The organism is Gimesia sp. (genome assembly GCF_040219335.1).
Classification (GTDB): domain Bacteria; phylum Planctomycetota; class Planctomycetia; order Planctomycetales; family Planctomycetaceae; genus Gimesia.
This window is the reverse complement of record NZ_JAVJSQ010000021.1, coordinates 28784-46434: the sequence shown is the minus strand read 5'-3', so window position 1 is coordinate 46434 and position 17651 is coordinate 28784. Positions and strand designations below refer to the sequence as shown.

At 53.3% G+C, this 17651-nt stretch carries 10 protein-coding genes; 6 read left to right on the top strand and 4 right to left on the bottom strand.

Annotated features, from left to right (window positions below; genetic code table 11):
* Positions 1-206 precede the first annotated feature (206 nt).
* A complete protein-coding gene (locus tag RID21_RS18545) occupies positions 207-1643 on the top strand; it encodes a hypothetical protein (RefSeq protein ID WP_350191383.1) in 1437 nt (478 codons plus the stop codon).
* 130 nt (positions 1644-1773) lie between these two features.
* Here RID21_RS18545 and RID21_RS18540 read toward each other — a convergent pair whose 3' ends face one another.
* The 4 genes from RID21_RS18540 to RID21_RS18525 form a co-directional block, all read right to left on the bottom strand.
* On the bottom strand, positions 1774-2652 hold the full coding sequence (locus RID21_RS18540; protein WP_350191381.1) for a hypothetical protein: 879 nt from the start codon (positions 2650-2652) through the stop codon (positions 1774-1776).
* Entirely contained in the window at positions 2652-3077 is a 426-nt protein-coding gene (locus tag RID21_RS18535; RefSeq protein ID WP_350191451.1) for an RNA polymerase sigma factor, read from the bottom strand. The genes RID21_RS18540 and RID21_RS18535 overlap by 1 nt, the downstream gene beginning before the upstream one ends.
* 271 nt (positions 3078-3348) lie before the next feature.
* The gene (locus RID21_RS18530) at positions 3349-3618 is read right to left on the bottom strand and encodes a hypothetical protein (protein ID WP_145182726.1); all 270 of its coding nucleotides are present in this window, start codon (positions 3616-3618) and stop codon (positions 3349-3351) included.
* Between the two features lie 62 nt (positions 3619-3680).
* Positions 3681-3893: a hypothetical protein gene (locus RID21_RS18525; RefSeq protein WP_145440758.1), complete on the bottom strand. Its 213-nt coding sequence runs from the start codon at positions 3891-3893 to the stop codon at positions 3681-3683.
* 462 nt (positions 3894-4355) lie between these two features.
* On the opposite strand from RID21_RS18525, the gene RID21_RS18520 reads away from it, so the two are divergent.
* From RID21_RS18520 to RID21_RS18500, 5 genes are all read left to right on the top strand, one after another.
* Entirely contained in the window at positions 4356-6485 is a 2130-nt protein-coding gene (locus RID21_RS18520) for a c-type cytochrome domain-containing protein (protein WP_350191379.1), read from the top strand.
* A gap of 138 nt (positions 6486-6623) precedes the next feature.
* The gene (locus tag RID21_RS18515; protein ID WP_350191377.1) at positions 6624-10661 is read left to right on the top strand and encodes a CHAT domain-containing protein; all 4038 of its coding nucleotides are present in this window, start codon (positions 6624-6626) and stop codon (positions 10659-10661) included.
* A 291-nt stretch (positions 10662-10952) separates the two neighbouring features.
* Entirely contained in the window at positions 10953-12332 is a 1380-nt protein-coding gene (locus RID21_RS18510) for a hypothetical protein (RefSeq protein WP_350191375.1), read from the top strand.
* Positions 12333-12401: 69 nt separating this feature from the next.
* Positions 12402-13922, top strand: coding sequence for a tetratricopeptide repeat protein (locus RID21_RS18505; protein ID WP_350191373.1), 1521 nt, complete (start codon positions 12402-12404; stop codon positions 13920-13922).
* Positions 13923-14022: 100 nt separating this feature from the next.
* Positions 14023-17577 (top strand): CHAT domain-containing protein, encoded by a 3555-nt coding sequence (locus RID21_RS18500; protein WP_350191371.1) that lies wholly within the window; start codon positions 14023-14025, stop codon positions 17575-17577.
* Positions 17578-17651: the final 74 nt, after the last annotated feature.

The following is a 17651-nucleotide window of genomic DNA, read 5'->3' as shown; positions in this document are numbered from 1 at the left end:
CATATCACACTGAGATACTGAATATAATATCAGCACATTGAGTATCATACTCAGTCAGATCAGATTTACAATATGGAACCTGACTCTGCACTTTCTGCCTACAGACACGAGTAAAAAAGTCGTCAGGAACTTTTTGCTGGACGGAAGCAGCCATTTGTTTATAACAGTTGGTAATCAGCATCACCCTTTGACGGAAAGAGCATACCATGTATTGGCGAACTATATTCTTCACGCTGCTCGTCTGTTGTATCACGGGACCTGGCACTGAGACGCAGGCCGAGCCGCCGCAACTCCGGGCGGGCGCCTCTGCCGTTGATGTTTCACCACGCTTATTTCCTTTCAGTCTGCGTAGTGGCAAAGCCAGGGATCAAAGTGCCATCCACGACCCGCTGCATGCCCGGGCGATCGTCCTGAATGATGGCAAGACCGTTGTCGCGATTGTAGTACTCGATGCGCTCGGCGCTCCCCCCGAGATGCTGAATGAAGCGAAACAGATCGCTTCAAATAAGACCGGAATTCCCGTCGAACGCATCCTGATTTCCTCGACGCATACGCATTCGGCGCCCCCGTCCAACCGAACGGAAGGTTCCCCCGGGGATGTCGCTTATCGGGAAGTTCTGATCAACGGACTCGCCCAGGCAATCATTCAGGCGTTCGAGAAACAGCAGGTCGCTGCGCTGGGCATGGCGTCGCATGATCTTCCTGAAGAAGTCTTCAATCGCCGCTGGTTCCTGAAGCCAGGCAAGATGCCTGCGAATCCCTTTGGGAAAATGGACATCGTCAAAATGAATCCGGGAACCAGCGCCGCGGTGCTGGACCGGCCGGCGGGCCCCGTCGATCCGGAACTGATGGTCCTGTCCATTCAGAATCAGAAGCGAAAACCGCTGGCCCTGTTGGCCAACTATGCTCTGCATTATGTGGGAGGCATTCCCAAGAAGCACGCTTCGGCAGATTACTTCGGCGAGTTCGCCCGGCTGATGCCAGCGCGCCTGCGTGCGGATCAGAACTTCGTCGCCATGATGTCCAATGGCGCCTCGGGCGATATCAACAACATCCCCTTTCTCGTAAACCGTCCCCCGCGGGAGCCGTTCGAACAGGTCCGGATTGTCGCAAGCAAAGCCGCTGATACCGCGTATTTTGCTTACAAAAAGATTGAGAACCACAAACGCGATATCAGCATCGACATGCTTGAGAGAAAAGTCGACCTCAAATACCGTCGCCCCACAGCAGAAGATGTAGCCGCTGCACGAAAAGTGCTCGCCTTGAAAGACAAGAACGACATCGCCAGGCTGCCCAACAAGGCCCAAAACTACGCACGCAAAGTGGTCCAGGCGCAGGAACGGGAAGAAGACACCCTCACCGTCACCCTGCAGGCGATTCGTATTGGTGAGTATGCCATCGTCGGCATTCCGTTCGAGACACTGGTGGAGATCGGGCTGGAAATCAAGGATCGCAGCCCGTTCGCACGCACCATGGTCATCGGCTTAGCCAACGGTCGGCACGGCTACCTGCCCTCTCCCGAACAGCATCGGCTCGGCGGCTATGAAACATGGCTCGGCACGAATGTCGTCCAGAAAGATGCCTCGGTAATCCTGACCAACAATCTGCTGGAGATGCTGGACGAACTCAATACGCGTAAATGACAAACAGTAACAGCAGCGAATTCACCTTGCTCGGTTGGATGCTCCCCAACGCTGGCAACCTCTTTCGCTTTCTGCTGGAATTGCAGGATTTTGCCTGGAGACAAAGGCAATCATAGAAGACGATTCGACATTAACCGACGGTATTCGCACGCGTGCGCAGGGCTTTGACCAGTTTTCGGATCAGGGCATCAGCCGCCTTATCGGCAGATTGCAGATCGGCCCCCTCGTTCAAAGCAGTGATCTGTTCATCCAGTTTCCCGGCCCATGCCTGGCAGCGTTCGACCAGCCAGGTTCGATCGTCCTGGGATAACTGTGGATGCGGTGCCTTGATCAAAGTCTCACACCCCGCACGAAACTGTTTCAAGCGTGTTTCCAGAGCCGCTTTGGTCTCCGTCGGCTTGTTAAACCACTCTTCCGCGGAATCGGCCAGTTGATTGAGATATTCAGCCGGTGGCACATCTGCCGTCAATGCGCCTGGTCGATTCCAACCCCAGCCCTGGGGAGCATCCGGCTCCTGATTCAGAAACAGAGCCACCAGTACCAAAGCCGCTGAGACGAAACCAATGATTCCAATTTTTCGATAGGAGACAGTCTGGAACGCAGGCGAGGTTGTTACATTTTGCATCTCGGTCGCAGGCGGTTCTGTGATCTGCTGCTTCAGCCAGTCCTGCCCGCGAGAGACTTCCGTCTCATCCGTCAGCGCCGCAATCCGCTCCTGCCAGAAAGCCCCTCCCTCCAGAAAGAGTTGCTCCTGCAGTTCGAGCAGCAGCTCCGGATGGGTTAACAACTGCTGTATCTGAAGTGGTGACAGCACCTGACAGCCCTGCTCTAACACGGACTCCCGCTGATTCTGTAAAACGTCATCCAGGCTCGGCTGCGCCTCGTTCTCTGCTGCATACACGGCCGCTAATTGAGAAACAACCGACATCAGCTCCGGCTGAAGCAGTATGCCATCGAGCCAGGCTCGCAGTTCATCCGTCTCTTCAGGTAAATTGAAAGCGGTCAGCATCAGGCAGTCTCCTTCCGTGTCGACTGGACGCACTCTTCCAGGAACTGTTTGGCTCGATGGAAACGGGTTTGAACCGTTGTGTAGTCGATCTGCAGCTGATCGCTGATTTCGCGATGACTCTGCCCTGATAGCCGCAAACGAACGATCTGCTGCCGGGAGTCATCCAGTTGACTCAGACAATTTTGCAACTGCTGTTTCTCTTCCTGATTGATGAAAGCCTGAGCGGCATCCTGCATTTCAGGCGCATTCATCCCTTCAGAAAGTGAGGTCATCTTCTTTTTTCGAAATTCGTCCAGCAACAGATTCTTCGCAATCTGAAATAACCAGCCACGGAAATGGGAGCCGTCAAAGTACTCCGGTATTTTCTGCCAGGCCCGTAACCAGGTCTCCTGGGAATGTCCCCTGCGACGATATGCGAACTGCAGCGTACCTTCAGGAATCCCAGCAGAACTGAGGCATGTCGCCCATACAACAGATTAAACGCGGCTTCTGCTTCCTGTTTCTGCGCGAACGTCTCTCCCTGACCTTTAATCAGGTCCGCCAGTTTTTCATCTGATCGGGATTCGAGGTTTTCGCATGTGGACATTCCCCTACGATAGCCGGGAACGTTCTGGATCTCAAGCAGATTCCGCCCGCTTCCCCGGTAAAGGGATGTCTCTGGCAATGGGTACAGACATCCCCGGAACAGACGACAGTCTAGTAACACACGCGAACCCAGGTCGTCACGGGAACGCGGACGGTTTTGTAACAAACCTGCCTGACCCGGTACGGTCTGCCAAAGTGGTCGTACCGTGTGACAAAATGCGTAAAACGTCGCTTCTGAAACTGGTAGGTCACAACCGGCTTCATCACGCACCGCACCGGCGGTTGTGCGTAGGAACGGGCTTGGGCAACCTGCCCGGCTGAAAGCGGTACCAGGCCAGCGGTACAGAGTAAAGCGGTTTTGAGAAGTTTCATATTAAACATGACAATGGCTCCTGTTTACGTTGGTGGTTTTAAGTTTGTGAGCTGAATGGTCTTTGCGGGACTCAAACGAGATTGCTGTACTTTTCCAGCAGTCTTTCGTCGACATCGACTCCCTGATGGATGATGTTGTCGTCCCAGTTCACGGTGTTTTCCAGCATCTGAATTTCGGATGGGTTACAGTCTGCATCCAGATGCAGATCACTGAGATCTTCCTGGATTCCCACTCCGCTGACGATCATGGACAGATCCAATACGAATGTGATGAGATTGGACATGGTTCTCCCTTTCAAAAATAAAATTGATTCAGTTGTCTGCCAGACTCAGCATTGTTCCGGCTTTCAACAGGAGAACGGGCACGCGTCAGATTTCTTCCGCGATTTTCCTCAAAAAAACAAAATGTTTCCCCAGCCCTTTAAAAACAGGGGTTATTTCGATGCATCACAGGCAACAGGCGGATGAAATATAGTCCCTCACTATAATGGTGCAGGTCCGCTGCCTCAGTTTTCGATCCAGTTGGAGAATGAGAGGAGGCAGAGCCCTCTGGCCGGCACTGGATGAATTCTTCTAAAAAATGGAAAGACCCGGGAAGATTTTGAACGGACAGTCGTTTACATTGATAACTACCCGTTTTGAACTGTCACAACCTGAGAATTCAAGAGAGGTGAGGCATGAGCCGCAGCCGGTCAAACCCGTGGAAATTACTGTCTCTAATTGCCATATCTTTGTCATGTTTAACGATGACGGTCAGGGCACAGGAAGAAAACCTGTCAGCGGAAGTCAAACAGATTTTCCGCACACGCTGCCTGGAATGTCACGGAGACACGCGTCGGGAAGCAGACATCAATATTCTCGACCTGAGCACGTTTGTCGGTGCAGCAGGCTCCGTCGTGCCGGGCAATGTCGATGAATCCGTGCTCTACGATTACATCGCTTCCGATGATGAAGACTTCCGCATGCCGGAAGCACCGCGGCCTCCGCTCAGTGCGGGAGAAATTGAAATCGTCCGCAAATGGATCGAAGCCAAAGCCCCTGCTTTTCCCGAAGATGTTGCCGTCCCTGCTCAAGCGAGTCAGGATCCCGCGTTTGCCAATACCATCGGCACCGAATTTGTCTTAAAGCAGATTCTGAAATTCGTGGAGGCCACGCCCCGCTCTGACCGTCCCTTTCTGCGTTTCTTCAGCAGCAACCACCTGTTGACCGCAGGTGCGACCGCAGAAGAACTGCGCGAACAGCAATTTGCACTGACCAAAGCGTTGAACCACCTGTCCTGGCAGCCCGACATCGTCAAACCGATTGCCGTCGATCCGGATACTAATACGATCTTCGCCGTTGATATTCGCAAACTGGGCTGGCATGAATCGGTCGTCACCCCCGTTTCACCTCACAAGCTGCCCGGCAATACCAACGTCGACAAATTCGACATGATCCTGCTCGAATACCCGTATGGCATCGCCTATGAAAACGCAGAAACATTCGAGCAACTCCGGGAGGTCTACCTCCAGCCAGCTGGTCTGATCAGACCGGTACCCTATGTCCGCATTGACTGGTTGATCAGCGTCGCCACCCAATCGCCACTCTATGAAGATCTTCTCGAACTGCCGCATGAATTGAATCAGCTCGAACAGCTGATCGGCGTCGACAGTGAAGCAAACCTGCAGAACTTTATTGCCAGCCGGGCGGGCATGACGCTCTCCGGAGTTTCGCGCAACAATCGCATTGTCGAACGGCACCCTTCTCGAGACGGTGCTTACTGGAAAAGCTTTGATTTCGAGACCAGCAAAGGTCTGCAGAACATGTTCGCCGACCCGCTCGATTTCCATTATGCCGGCGGCGAGATGATCTGGAATCTGCCCAACGGACTGCAGGCCTATCTGGTCACCGACAACGCAGGCAACCGCATCCTGGAAGCTCCCACTACAATCGTCACCGACAAATTCTCGGAAGACAAAGTCGTCCGTAACGGGCTGGCCTGCATGCGCTGTCATGACCGGGGAATGAAACGTTTCTCGGACAACATCCGCCCTGCATTTCAGGCACTCCCGAATAACACCGGCCTGAATACACGAGACATTCTACGCCTCTACATCCCCAAGCAGGAAATGGACCAGCTGCTCGATAAGGATGAAGCACGCTTCCAGTCCGCCATGCAGGCAGCTCTGGGGGGCAACGTGAAAAATGAACCCTTAACCGCCACCACCCGTAAATTCATCGACGCGCCACTGACACTCACCCAGGCCGCCGGCGAACTGGGCCTCAAAGAACCGGGGCAGTTGAATGCGGTATTCAAACTTCCCCAGTTCACACAACTGGGACTGGCAGGCTTATCCACCGGCGGTGTGATCCGCCGCGATACCTGGGAGGACTATTACGACCGGGTCGTACGCCAGCTGGGTATCGGCACTCCCATCGCTGCCGTCGATGGTCTGACTCGTCCGGACCATTTAGCCGAAGGACTGGCCCGCAACCTGAAAGTGAGCACTAACCAGAAAAGCAATCTGTTCTCACCCGGCGACGAGATGGTGATCAACATCAAAAATGAAACCGGCGTCGATCTGTTTATCGAACTGGTAGGCACCAGCGCCCGTGGTCGCAAAGTCGCTTTAACCAAACAGGTGCTGCCCTTAAAAAATGGCAGCGTATATCGTTTCCCGGAAACCGGTTCGATTAAAATTCAACCGCAACTGGGTACCGAATTCATTACCGTCTTTGCCAGCCCCCAACAATTCAGTCCCGGGGTTTTGCTGCGGGGAAAGAATGTCAACGATCGCTTCGTTCACGATTTCTACAATTTCGCAGACGACCAGCGTCGGCTCAAAAATAACCCCAGCCAGCTGATTAAGAAAACAATCAGTATTGAAACCAGGTAACGACTAAGCCTGCGGGTCCGTTGTTTTATATTGATCGCGTTCACAGCTTTACCAGATTCTTCTGTCTAACCCGGATCAAAGTCAGGTGATCGAATGAAATTGCTCTCGAGACTTATCTTCGGGATTTGGATTGGAACAATGCTGCTCCAGTCTGCCTCAGCCGAACAGCTGGTGGAGATCACAAAGCCCACCAGCCTCCGGGTGGAAAACCGGAACATCGCTGCCCTGCAGCCGGGACAGACAGTCTGGGCCTTCAAAACCGAGGGCAAATGGACCTGGGTCAAGCATCCCGAGTTCAACGAAAAAGGCTGGATCCCCCTGGCCGATCATCAAACCCCGAAACAAACCGATCAGCAGAAACGACTCCTGAAAGAAGTAATTCAACTACTCAAGCAGATCGAGAACATCAAATCGACGACCTATTCCGCTGAAAGACATCAGGCCCAGCAGAAAGTCTGGCAGAACCTGCAGCAGGTCTACGGATCGAATCACCCCGACACCGCAGCAGCTTTGGCGAACTACGGGATCGAACTGGATAAAAAAGGCGAGTACCTCAAAAGCATCCGCATTCTGAAAGAGACTTTACCCGTACTGGAACGCTGGAAAGGCGAAGACCATCTCGATACGGTGCGCGCCCTGGAAATGCTCTCCGCAATTCAGTTCCGGGCCGCACAATACCGGGACGCACGAACGACTCTGGAACGGGTCAGTAAACTTCGCGAACGCCACTTCCCGGAAGATATCGAAGGTAAGGCCACTGTTCTGGCCAACCTGGGAGTCATGTATGAACGCCAGGGGGATATCACCCAGGCACGCATTCTGATCGAACGATCGGTTGAGCTGCGTACAAAAGCATTTGGTCCTTCACATAAAGACACGCTCTCAGGCAAACGGCAACTGGCGGGGATGTTGTATGTACTGGAAGATGTTTCCGGAGCCCGCAAACTATATGAAGAAATCATCCTCACAAATCGCAAAGCGGACCGTGGAGAAAGCGCCGACAACATCGAAGTCCAATATGAGTTGATGTTATTGTTACAACAGAGCGGGGAATGGGAACAGGCCATCAAACTGAGCAAAGAACTCATGCCGCTGGTGCAGCGCAAGTTCAGCAAAGATCACCCGCTGTATATCAAAACCTCTTCCGCCATCGCCCTCCTGACCGGCGATGACCAGACTTCGATTCAACTCACCCGGGAAGCATTAGCCGCATCCCAACGCACCCAGGGCTTACATCACCCCCAGACGTTAATGCTTCAGTATCAGCTGGCCTCCCAGGAATACAGGAATGGCAACCGGGAAGTCGCAGCGCGCAGCTTGCGGGAACTTCTTAAGATTTACCAGCAGCTGGGACAGACTGCAGACAGAAAGAATTCGGATGACCGCGAGCTGGCCCAGGTCCTGGGCATGCTGGCGGTGGTGGAAGCGCATTCCGGAAACTGGAATGAGGCTGCGGACGCGTTCGATCGTCAACGCCGCATTTCAAAACGCTTTACCGACAAAGTGCTGCCCGGCTTGAGCCAGAAGGAGCAGCTCCGTTTTCTCACCGGCTATGATGCCTGGCAGTACCAACAGGCACTGGGCATCATGTGGTCGCAGCGTGATAACGAGTACCTGATGGAAAAAAGTCTGGAAGCGATTCTCAACCGCAAAGCCCTGGTCCAGGAAACCCTCTCCAGCCACGAGCGTCTATTAAGACAATTCAAAGGAGCCGCCCGCTCGGTTGCGGAAAACCTGTTTGCCATTCGACGCGAACTGGCGTCCCTCGCATTAAAATCCGATCTCAACGAACAGCAGAAACAGGCTCGGCTGGATGCGCTGAATCGCCAGGAACAGACACTGATCCAGCAGCTGGGTCTTGCCGATGCGGAACTCAATCGAAGCGAATGGGTCACCCTGAAACAGATTCGGGCACAACTGCCCTCAGACTCAGTACTGGTGGAATTTGTGCGCATCACTCCCTACACAATCGAAGCAGATGGTGCTCAATCGGAAAAACACCGCTACGCCGCCTGGATCATTCCCCCCACTGGCAAGGGCCGCATCCAAACCATTGACCTGGGCTCTGCCTCGGAGATCGAAGCCACTCTACGGACGGGGCTGCAATCCATTCAGAAAGGGGCCGCTCAAACCCTGCAGACCGGCGAATCACAGGCGACCGCGGCGACTCAAAAACGACTGCAGGCCCTGTTCCAGCAGACACTGAAACCTCTGCTCCCGCATTTAACCAACGTGCAGCAGGTCATTCTATCTCCGGACGCCTCGCTCTGGCTGGTTCCCTGGGCGGCTCTCCCCTTGGAGAAAGACCGTTTCGCCGTCGAACAGTTCGAATTTCGCTTTGTCGTCTCCGGAAGGGAACTTCTGGCAGATCGCCAAGGTTCCAGCTCAGGCGTGACGGCCCCGGTCATCTTTGCCAATCCGGATTATAATCTGTTCGGACTCAGTCAGACCGAGCAGCCAGAGTCCGGCTTACAACTGGGGCCGGTCAGTCTGCTGCCCGGCACGGCCCAGGAAGCCTTGAGAATTGCGCCCCCCATCAGCAAATACACGCGTCCCCCACGTCTGTTGACCGAAGCCCAGGCTACGGAGGCCGCTTTCAAATCGATCCACAGCCCCGAAGTACTCGTCTTGAGCACGCATGGATTCTTCCTGCCCGATGAAGCTGCCGTCAGCCTGGAACAGAAAAAAGCACTCTACCATGCAGCCAGAATTTATAATGCTGCTAACAAATCCTACAAGGCCAAAGAGTATCAGAAAGCCCTGGTCCCCGCCCAATGGGCCTTTGAAATCTGTAACGAAATCCAGGGCCTCAATGGCATTGCCACCTTCAACTCAGCCCGACTTTCAGGCCGGATACTGAGGGCCCTGAAACGTTATGAGGAAGCGCGCCCCTACTATGAATTTCAGCTGGATTACAGATTATTGAACGACGGCCCCAGCACCAAAACCATGTACGCTTTCAAAAACCTGGCCAGCCTCTGTGGTTCCCTGAAAGATTACCAGACGCAAACAAACTCTTATGAACAGGCCTGGCGCATGGGAGCCCGGGTCCGAGGCCCCAATGAGAAAGCCGTGCATACTATCCGCTCCCTGTTAATCACCGCTGCCGAAAAATCAGCAGACTACGCCCTCGCCTGTGAAGCCAGAGAAGATCAGATCAAATATTACAAAGAGAAATACGGACTGGAAAACATCAATACGATTGCTGCCGACTTGAAGATGGCCCGGCTGCTGGAACGGAACCAACAGTTTGACGAAGCAGAAAAACGTTTTCGGGACAATCTGGCCCTGCGAATAAAAGTCTATGGGGCGGAATCCGAACGGACTGCTCTGGCCCATAGCCTGCTCGGTCAGTTTCTGGAACGCCGCAAACGCTATCAGGACGCGGCCACCGAGCTGCAACGCGCAGTTGAAATCCGGGAAAAAATCTCGCCGGATAATAAAAAACTGATGTTCGGTTCCTATTACCGCCTCTTTCAGGTTTTCGATAAATTGAACGATCCCGAGCAACGGGACCATTATCAGAAACAGATGGACGCGACCGGCTTGAAGCTCAAGAAGCCAAGTAGTAGCAAAAAAGAATCCGCTTCAACGAAGCCATCTACGCCAGAGCAAAAAGACACAACCGAACAGACAGAGCCCATCGATCCCGACCTGGCAGCCCTGCGGACAGCCGCCCTGGATCAGATGTCGCGGATGGTGCAGACCTATCCGACCAATCAAGAGGGAGATGTCAACCCCCTGCTCCGTTGTGGCCTGATGCTGGCGGGGTGCAACAACCGACCGGAAGCACTCAGAAAACAGAAAGATGATGGCGTATTGACCGGTCTGGAAATCATCAGTACCGACCTGCGTGGAACGCGTCTGGTCGTACTCAGTGCCTGCGAAACCGGCGTTGGTGAAATCCGTTCGGGGGAAGGTGTTGCAGGACTCCGGCAGGCCTTCCAACTGGCCGGTGCAGAATCCGTCGTCGCATCACTCTGGAGTATCCCCGATCAGGAAACAGCCCTGTTGATGGAAGAATACTTTTCCAATCTCGCCCAGGGAATGAATAAATCGACCGCACTCCGGCAGGCGCAACTCAAACGCATCCAGGCCCGCCGCGATCGGAATGGAGCCGCTCATCCATTCTTCTGGGCCGCGTTTACACACACAGGTAAAAACGAAAGTCGTTGAACGTGAATCAGTCAATCTGAACCACGAAACAAGTTAAAAGAGGTCACATTTCACATTGTGGCACACTCTTTACCTACTTTTGAACCGTTCCTTAACCCCTTGTCTTCGTACAGTTTCAGACACAACGTTAATTCAGGACTGACCACTTGAAGATACAAACCTAGGGCTGCGGACGCTGATTCCAAAAAATTCAGAAATGACGGGAAGATTTACGATTCTGAGTCGTTTACAGTGTAGAAAGTGAACGACTCACTCTCATTCTTCAATGAACGCATAGGGAACTAACTTAGCATGAATAACCAGGTCCGCATCATGAAAATGACATTCACACTCCTGATCGCGTCGATAACAATCATGGTCGTGCCGGGGATGAGCCAGGCCCAGACCATTCAACAGGGACTCCAGAAACAGATCCCCCAGGTCATCGACTATCTCAATCAGCGCCAACTCAAAACCGTCGGAGTTTTAAAGTTCCGTGTCAAAAAACCGGGTGAGAAAATCACCGCCAGTGCGGGTGCCCTGAATTCGTTGCTGGCAGACCGCCTGGAAGTCGGATTGATCCTGGCAAATCCATTTGATGAAGCTCGCCAGCTCAATATCATCAAAGATGCGAGCGCACAAGCCGCTGAACTCAAAGACGCTGATCATTTAACGGAAGCAGGGCGCCAGGTATTTTTTGGCCCTGAATTCAAACTGGCATGGGGCAAAGAAAAAAAGGCAGCCGATGCTTTTCTGACAGGCATCGTTTTGGTCCATGATGATAATCAGCGTGCTTCGGTCGGCATTCTCTGTTTTGTTAAAGCAAACGGCAAATTAGAGCGGGCCTGCGAAGTCTTTGATGTCGACCTGGACGCCGAGTCAATCGGAGGTATCGGAGAAAGCTTCTTCCTGCGAGGCGCCTTTGACGGCGGTTCGACACAGCTATCCTTCAACGACCAGCAGAAACAGAAACAACAGCAGATCCTGAGCACAGCAGCCCGCGTGAAAAAGCAGCAGGACACTTTCCCGCTAATGGACGCCGCTGCTCCGGTAAAACTTGAAATCTTTTATGACGGCCGGAAGGTGCCCGTCACAATGAAAGACGGCCAGGCGTTTGTTGCTGAACCGGAAGAGGGCCAGAAAGTCGAAATGGCACTGATTCGTAACAGCTCAGCCAAAGGGCGTCTGGGGATCGTGCTCAAAGTCAACGGCGAAAATACATTGTACCGTCAGGTCAAGCGGGACCTCGACTGCAACAAATGGATTCTCTCCCCCGATCACACACGGACCGTGGTCAAGGGGTATCAGATGGAAGATGACAACACCGCTGAGCAGTTTCAGGTTCTTTCGGAAGCAGAATCGGCCAGACGTGCCATGGACTACGGACGGCACACCGGCCAGATCCAGATGACCGTCTTTCAGGAACTCCAGCAAGCCAAACCCCAACCCACGATTTTAAATGAAGATGAACAGGACCTGGTTGCCATGCTGCGAGGAGTTCAGCCTGAAGAGCAACCTGCAAATCTGGGAGCCTTGAAGTCTCAAATTCGCCTGGCCGGAAAAAAACAACCGGAAACCCGCGGTGGGTTGATCGTGCAGGGCGCACAAACGGATAACAAAGTCAAAACAGTGAAGTTCCAGGCTGATCCCACGCCCATCATGTCGGTCACGATCACCTATTATCGCCCCTGATTGAGATGCTGCGGAGTCATCTCACCGAGTTCGTCTCCTGAAAACACACTCTCAGAATGCGAGGTTATCATGCAAGCCACGAAAACAACCAGACTGATTCATACAGGTTATTTGATCGGACTTTTGTGTGTTGTGCTGACTCGCCCTGCACTGTCTGCGGAAGGGCCGATGCTGATCGTCGACACTCCCGAGGCAGAAATCAAAGTCGATCGCAGTCAGGATGCGAAAGTTTTAAGAACAGTCAAACAGGGAAACCGGTTCTGGGCGTTTGCGGCGACTGAAAACTGGTATGAGGTCAAGGATCCAAAATCCCAGCAGCACGGCTGGATCTCCCGCGAGCAGGCCAGCCCGATTCAGTTAACCACAGAGCAAATGCAGAAAATCAAGTCAGCGCAAGAGACATACTCCGCAGCCATGAAGCTGTATTCCAGCGGGGATCGCAAACAGGCTGTGCAACTCGGACTACAGGCTCTGGAACAGGTAAAAGCGGTCCACGGAAAATATCATCCAGATACCTCATCCGTCATGTCCTTTCCCGCAGTCGCCTACCACGAACTGCAGGACCTGGAAAAAGCCACTTCTTACACGGAAGAATGCCTGGAGATTCGTCGCCAGGTCTTCGGAAATGCTCATCCTGAAACAGCGGCTTCACTGAATAACCTGGGATCGCTATACGTAACTTTGAAACGCTATTCCAAGGCTGAGCCACTGCTCAAGGAAAGCCTCAACCTGGCCCGCACCCAACTGGGGCCAAAGCACCAGGGAACCGTCTCCGCGATGATTAATCTGGGGTCCCTCTACGAAGCGATGGAAAAATATAAACAGGCAGAAACGCTTTATCGGCAGATCCTGTCTGTGATGACTCAGAACTACGGGAAAGATCATTACCGAACGTCAGTTGTGCATAACAAAATGGCGAAACTCTATCTGCAGATGCAGGCTTATCCCCAGGCAGAACAACATATGCAACAGTGTCATGCGATCCGAAAAAAATCCCTGGGAGAAACGCATCCCGAGACGGTCAATGCCTTACATGAGCGGGGACGAATTTACGTGATGCAGGAAAAATATGCGAAAGCAGAACCGATCTTCCTTAAGTGCCTGGAACTCGTTTCCAGCGAGACTGGAGAAAATCATCTGCAAACTACAATCCTGCGCGATAACCTGGTCATGATCTATGATCATTTGGACAAATACGCCCAGGCTGAGCAACTCATGTTAAAAAACCTCGAAATCCGCCGCGATGCTCTGGATGAACAGCATCCCGACCTGCTCTATTCGCTCAACAGTCTGGGAAACTATTACTTTGCCAGGCAAGAGTATTCCCAGGCACTGCCTTACTTCAAGGAAGCTCTGGAAATCACGCAAAAAACCAGGGGCGCAGAACATCCTGCTACCGCTGTCGCACTCGGAAGACTGGGAAACCTGTATCGGATGCAGGGAATGAAATCAGAGGCAGAACCACTGCTCTCTCAATCGCTGAAAATTAACCAGAAAGCACTGGGGGCCGATCATCGGGCAACCATTCAGGCTCAGCAGAATCTCGCCGCGTTAAACGCAACGCCCCGAGACGAGCCACCAGCAGAATAAGAGATAAAAATCAGCCGCTCACTTAAACAGGTCTCAACTGCATAGGTTTCTAATGAAACTCATCAGCCCGATAGATCTCCTTAAAGAAAAGATCGAAGCGATGACAACTCTCTCCCACAACACGTTACTTCTGGGAATTCTCTGCCAGGCACTCCTGCTGGCTTTGCCCGTTTCACTGCTGGCTCAGGAGAAAAAGCCGACCGTTCAACAATATGTGGTGATCGATGGTGCCGCGGATGTCTACGAAGGCAAACAGGTCGTTACCCGTCTGCAACAGGGTAGCACCGTCTGGGGCTTCCAGGAAAATCAAGGCTGGCTGCTGATCAAAATTCCTGGTTCCTCGAAGCGGGGCTGGACAAAGGGAACTCATTTGCAGGTGCGTCAACTGGATCCCCAACAGGCAAAACAATGGAAACGACAGGCCGACGCTGCAGCCACCCAGGTGAGAAAGCTGGCCAGTAAGAAACAGTATCAGTCAGCTCTCAAAGCCGCCCGAGAGTCCGTTGAGGAACATCGCCGACTCTACGGCGACGAACATCCACAGACGCTCAATGAACTCATCGCGGTCGGCTGGCTGACGGCCATGACGGGACAGCCAGCAGAAGGGCGTAAGCAGATTGATGCAGCAGTCGCCACCCAGGAAGCCCTCTTCGCTCCCAACAGCCCTGCCCTGGCGGGCGCCTATCATCTGGCAGCCCGCTTCGCTCTCGATATCGATCAAGACTATGCCTTAAACAACTATCAGCGACTGTTTGATCTTTACGACAAGATTTACCAGACTGCCCCTGCCGAAAATATCAGGAAACATCGTGAAATCGTGACTTCTCTGATCGGGGCAGGCAAGAATCCCCTGGCACAAAAGTATGCTGCGAAAACGTGGAAACTGGTTGAGGAGAATCAGTTGACAAATACCGAAACGGCCTTTCTGGTCATGTCAGACCAGGCAGCAATCGCACAACGTCTCAATCGCTCCGCTGAGTCGGCGCGCCTGTATCGAAAGATTCTGGAATTACCAGCCGATCAGATGAGTGGCCAGGCCCGGGGTTTGACACATAATCTACTGGGACAGGTCCTGCTCTCACAGGACAAGCGACGGGAAGCTGCTGCTGAGTGGGAGCAGGCCCTGCCTCTGTATGAACAGCATTATGGAACCGATCATCTCAACACAGCCACTTTATTGCATGAAGCCGGCTGGAATCAATTTCTGTTAGGAGAACCAACCCGGGGCAGAACTTTGCTGGAACGGGCACTGGCAATTCGTGCCGCACAACTCCCTGCAGACAATCTGCAAACCGCTCTCACACATTCCCAGCTTGGTTACCTCTGTTCTCAAGCGGGAGATCACGCCAGTGCGCTGGCTCACTTTCGCAAAGGCGTCGAGATCGCCGAAGCAGCGGGCGGAACCGATTCCCTTACGGTCGCGTCCTATTACAGTGCACTCGGATTTGGACTGGGCGCGATTGGCGATCCCAGCGCCTCCGATTATCTCGAACGGAGTGTGAAGCTCTATCAGAACAGTCCGCAGAAGTTTTCCATGGGAGCAGCAGATGCCTACCGCCGCTTAGGCGAAGACCTGCTTCACCGAGACAAGCTGACACAAGCGCTGCCTCATCTGCAACGCGCATTAAAAGGTTTCGGACAACACAACCGTAAACTACATACCGCTGTCACACTCAGCACCATTGCCCGCGTTTACCTGAAACAGGGGCAACTTGATGCTGCCCTCGAAAACTGCGAACAGGCATTGAAGAAACGGATGCCCATTCAGGGACTCAGACACCAGCAGGTCTCACAATTACGCTTACTGATAGCACGGATCCACCAGCAACGAAACGAACTGGCACAAGCATTGTCCCTGGCGCAGGAAGTCAGTGAAATCGCCAGCCAGGACCTGGGCGCACATCCCCTGACCGTCCAGGCATTTTCCGATTTGGCGCAATATCAATATGTGTCCGGTCAGGTTGATGCGGCATTGGAATCCAGCGACAAGGCACGCCGATTATCGCGCCGCCATATCAGGGATCAGCTGCCATTCCTGAGTGATACGCATCAGTTAAGTTACTTGAATCGGAAGGACCGCCCCTCTCTGCACCAGTCCCTGGCCATGGCCTGGCAGCAACAGACAGGGGCTCCATCCATAAAACAATCTGCAGAGTGGATGATCAACGGAAAAGCAACCTCGCATGAAGCGCTGGCGTTACAACATCGCCTGCACCGAATCGCAGCCCAGACAGGACGCCTGGAGAAGCTTGATGCAGCGATTACAGGAATTCAGGCCGCAGCTGCTGCCGGCAGCCAGGTTCCCCGGAATACAGAAATCAATGATCGTATTACACGTCTCAAATCCGAATTGAATTTGAAAGAGGATCAGGCGCTGTCTGGGCAGGCCTGGGTAACACATCAGTCCGTACAAGAGACCTTAAAACCGGAGACGGTCTTGATTGACTTCATCCGACTGCAGATCCCCGCAGAGCTCAGCGATGATCAGAGCAAAGAATCCCGCTATGTAGCCTGGACCACCTCGGCCGGGGAGGAACCGGTGCAAATCATCGACATCGGCCCAGCGGGCCCCATTGACGCCCAGATCAACGCCGCTTCACAAGAACTGCAAAGCAGCGTTACTCTAATCGTATCGCAGGGGGAAGCAAAAGCGAAAGAAGCCTGTAACGCTGCGCTCCAGCAGCTCAGTCAGAAGCTCTGGTCCCCTCTGCCGGACAGTGTGAAACAGTCCCGAAATATCATCATCAGCCCCGATGCCTCCCTCTGGCTCGTCCCCTGGGCAGCACTTCCCTTAAAAGGAGAACCGTTAATCAAAGCACATCAGCTCCGCCTGGTTGTCAGTGGACGGGATCTGCTTCCATCAGACGAAAGTGCCTCTGCTAATGCACCGCTGATTGTTGCGGATCCGGATTTCGAAACCAACATCTCAGTCGCTGACCAGTCCCCTGCTCCCCCAGCGATCGAAACACGAGGATCCGCAATTTTCAATAAATTCAGTCCTGTGCCGCGTCTGAAGTTCGCTGCTGCAGAAGCCGCCAGTATCACACCTGCCATTGAGCAACTTTGTGGACGTCCGCCTGTTGTGCTGACCGGAAAGCAGGCGACAGAACAATCGGTTAAAGCAGCATCTTCACCTGAAATCATGGTGCTGACCACACATGGAATCTTCCTGCCCAGCGACAATGATGTCACCGCCAGTGAGTTCACATTCGATTCCGACTCTCGCTCAGAAATGAATAACCCGCTGCTGAGGTCAGGTCTGCTCTTCGCAGGATTCAATCAATCCAGGTCAGGTTCGGCAGGGGTGTTGACGGGAGCGGAAATTCTGGAAACGGACCTGGAACACACCGACCTGGTGGTGATGAGTGCCTGCGATACGGCCCTGGGTGAGATCAATAACGGAGAAGGCGTTGCAGGGCTCCGGCAGTCATTTCAGCTTGCCGGCGTCAACAGTGTTGTGGCCAACCTCTGGAAAATCGAAGATCGCCAGACCGCCTTTTTAATGAAGGACTTCTTTGAACATCTCGCTGCCGGAAAAACCAAATCAGAAGCATTACGGCAGGCGCAACTCAACCGGATTGACTCACGTCAGAAACGTAACGGAGCCGCCCACCCCTTCTTCTGGGCGGCTTTTACCCTGACTGGCAGCGACTGACAGACCTGGCTCACCAGGAAGCGTCGGATGGAATTCATCAGCACGCGAAATCTCGTCGCGATCAGAAATCAACT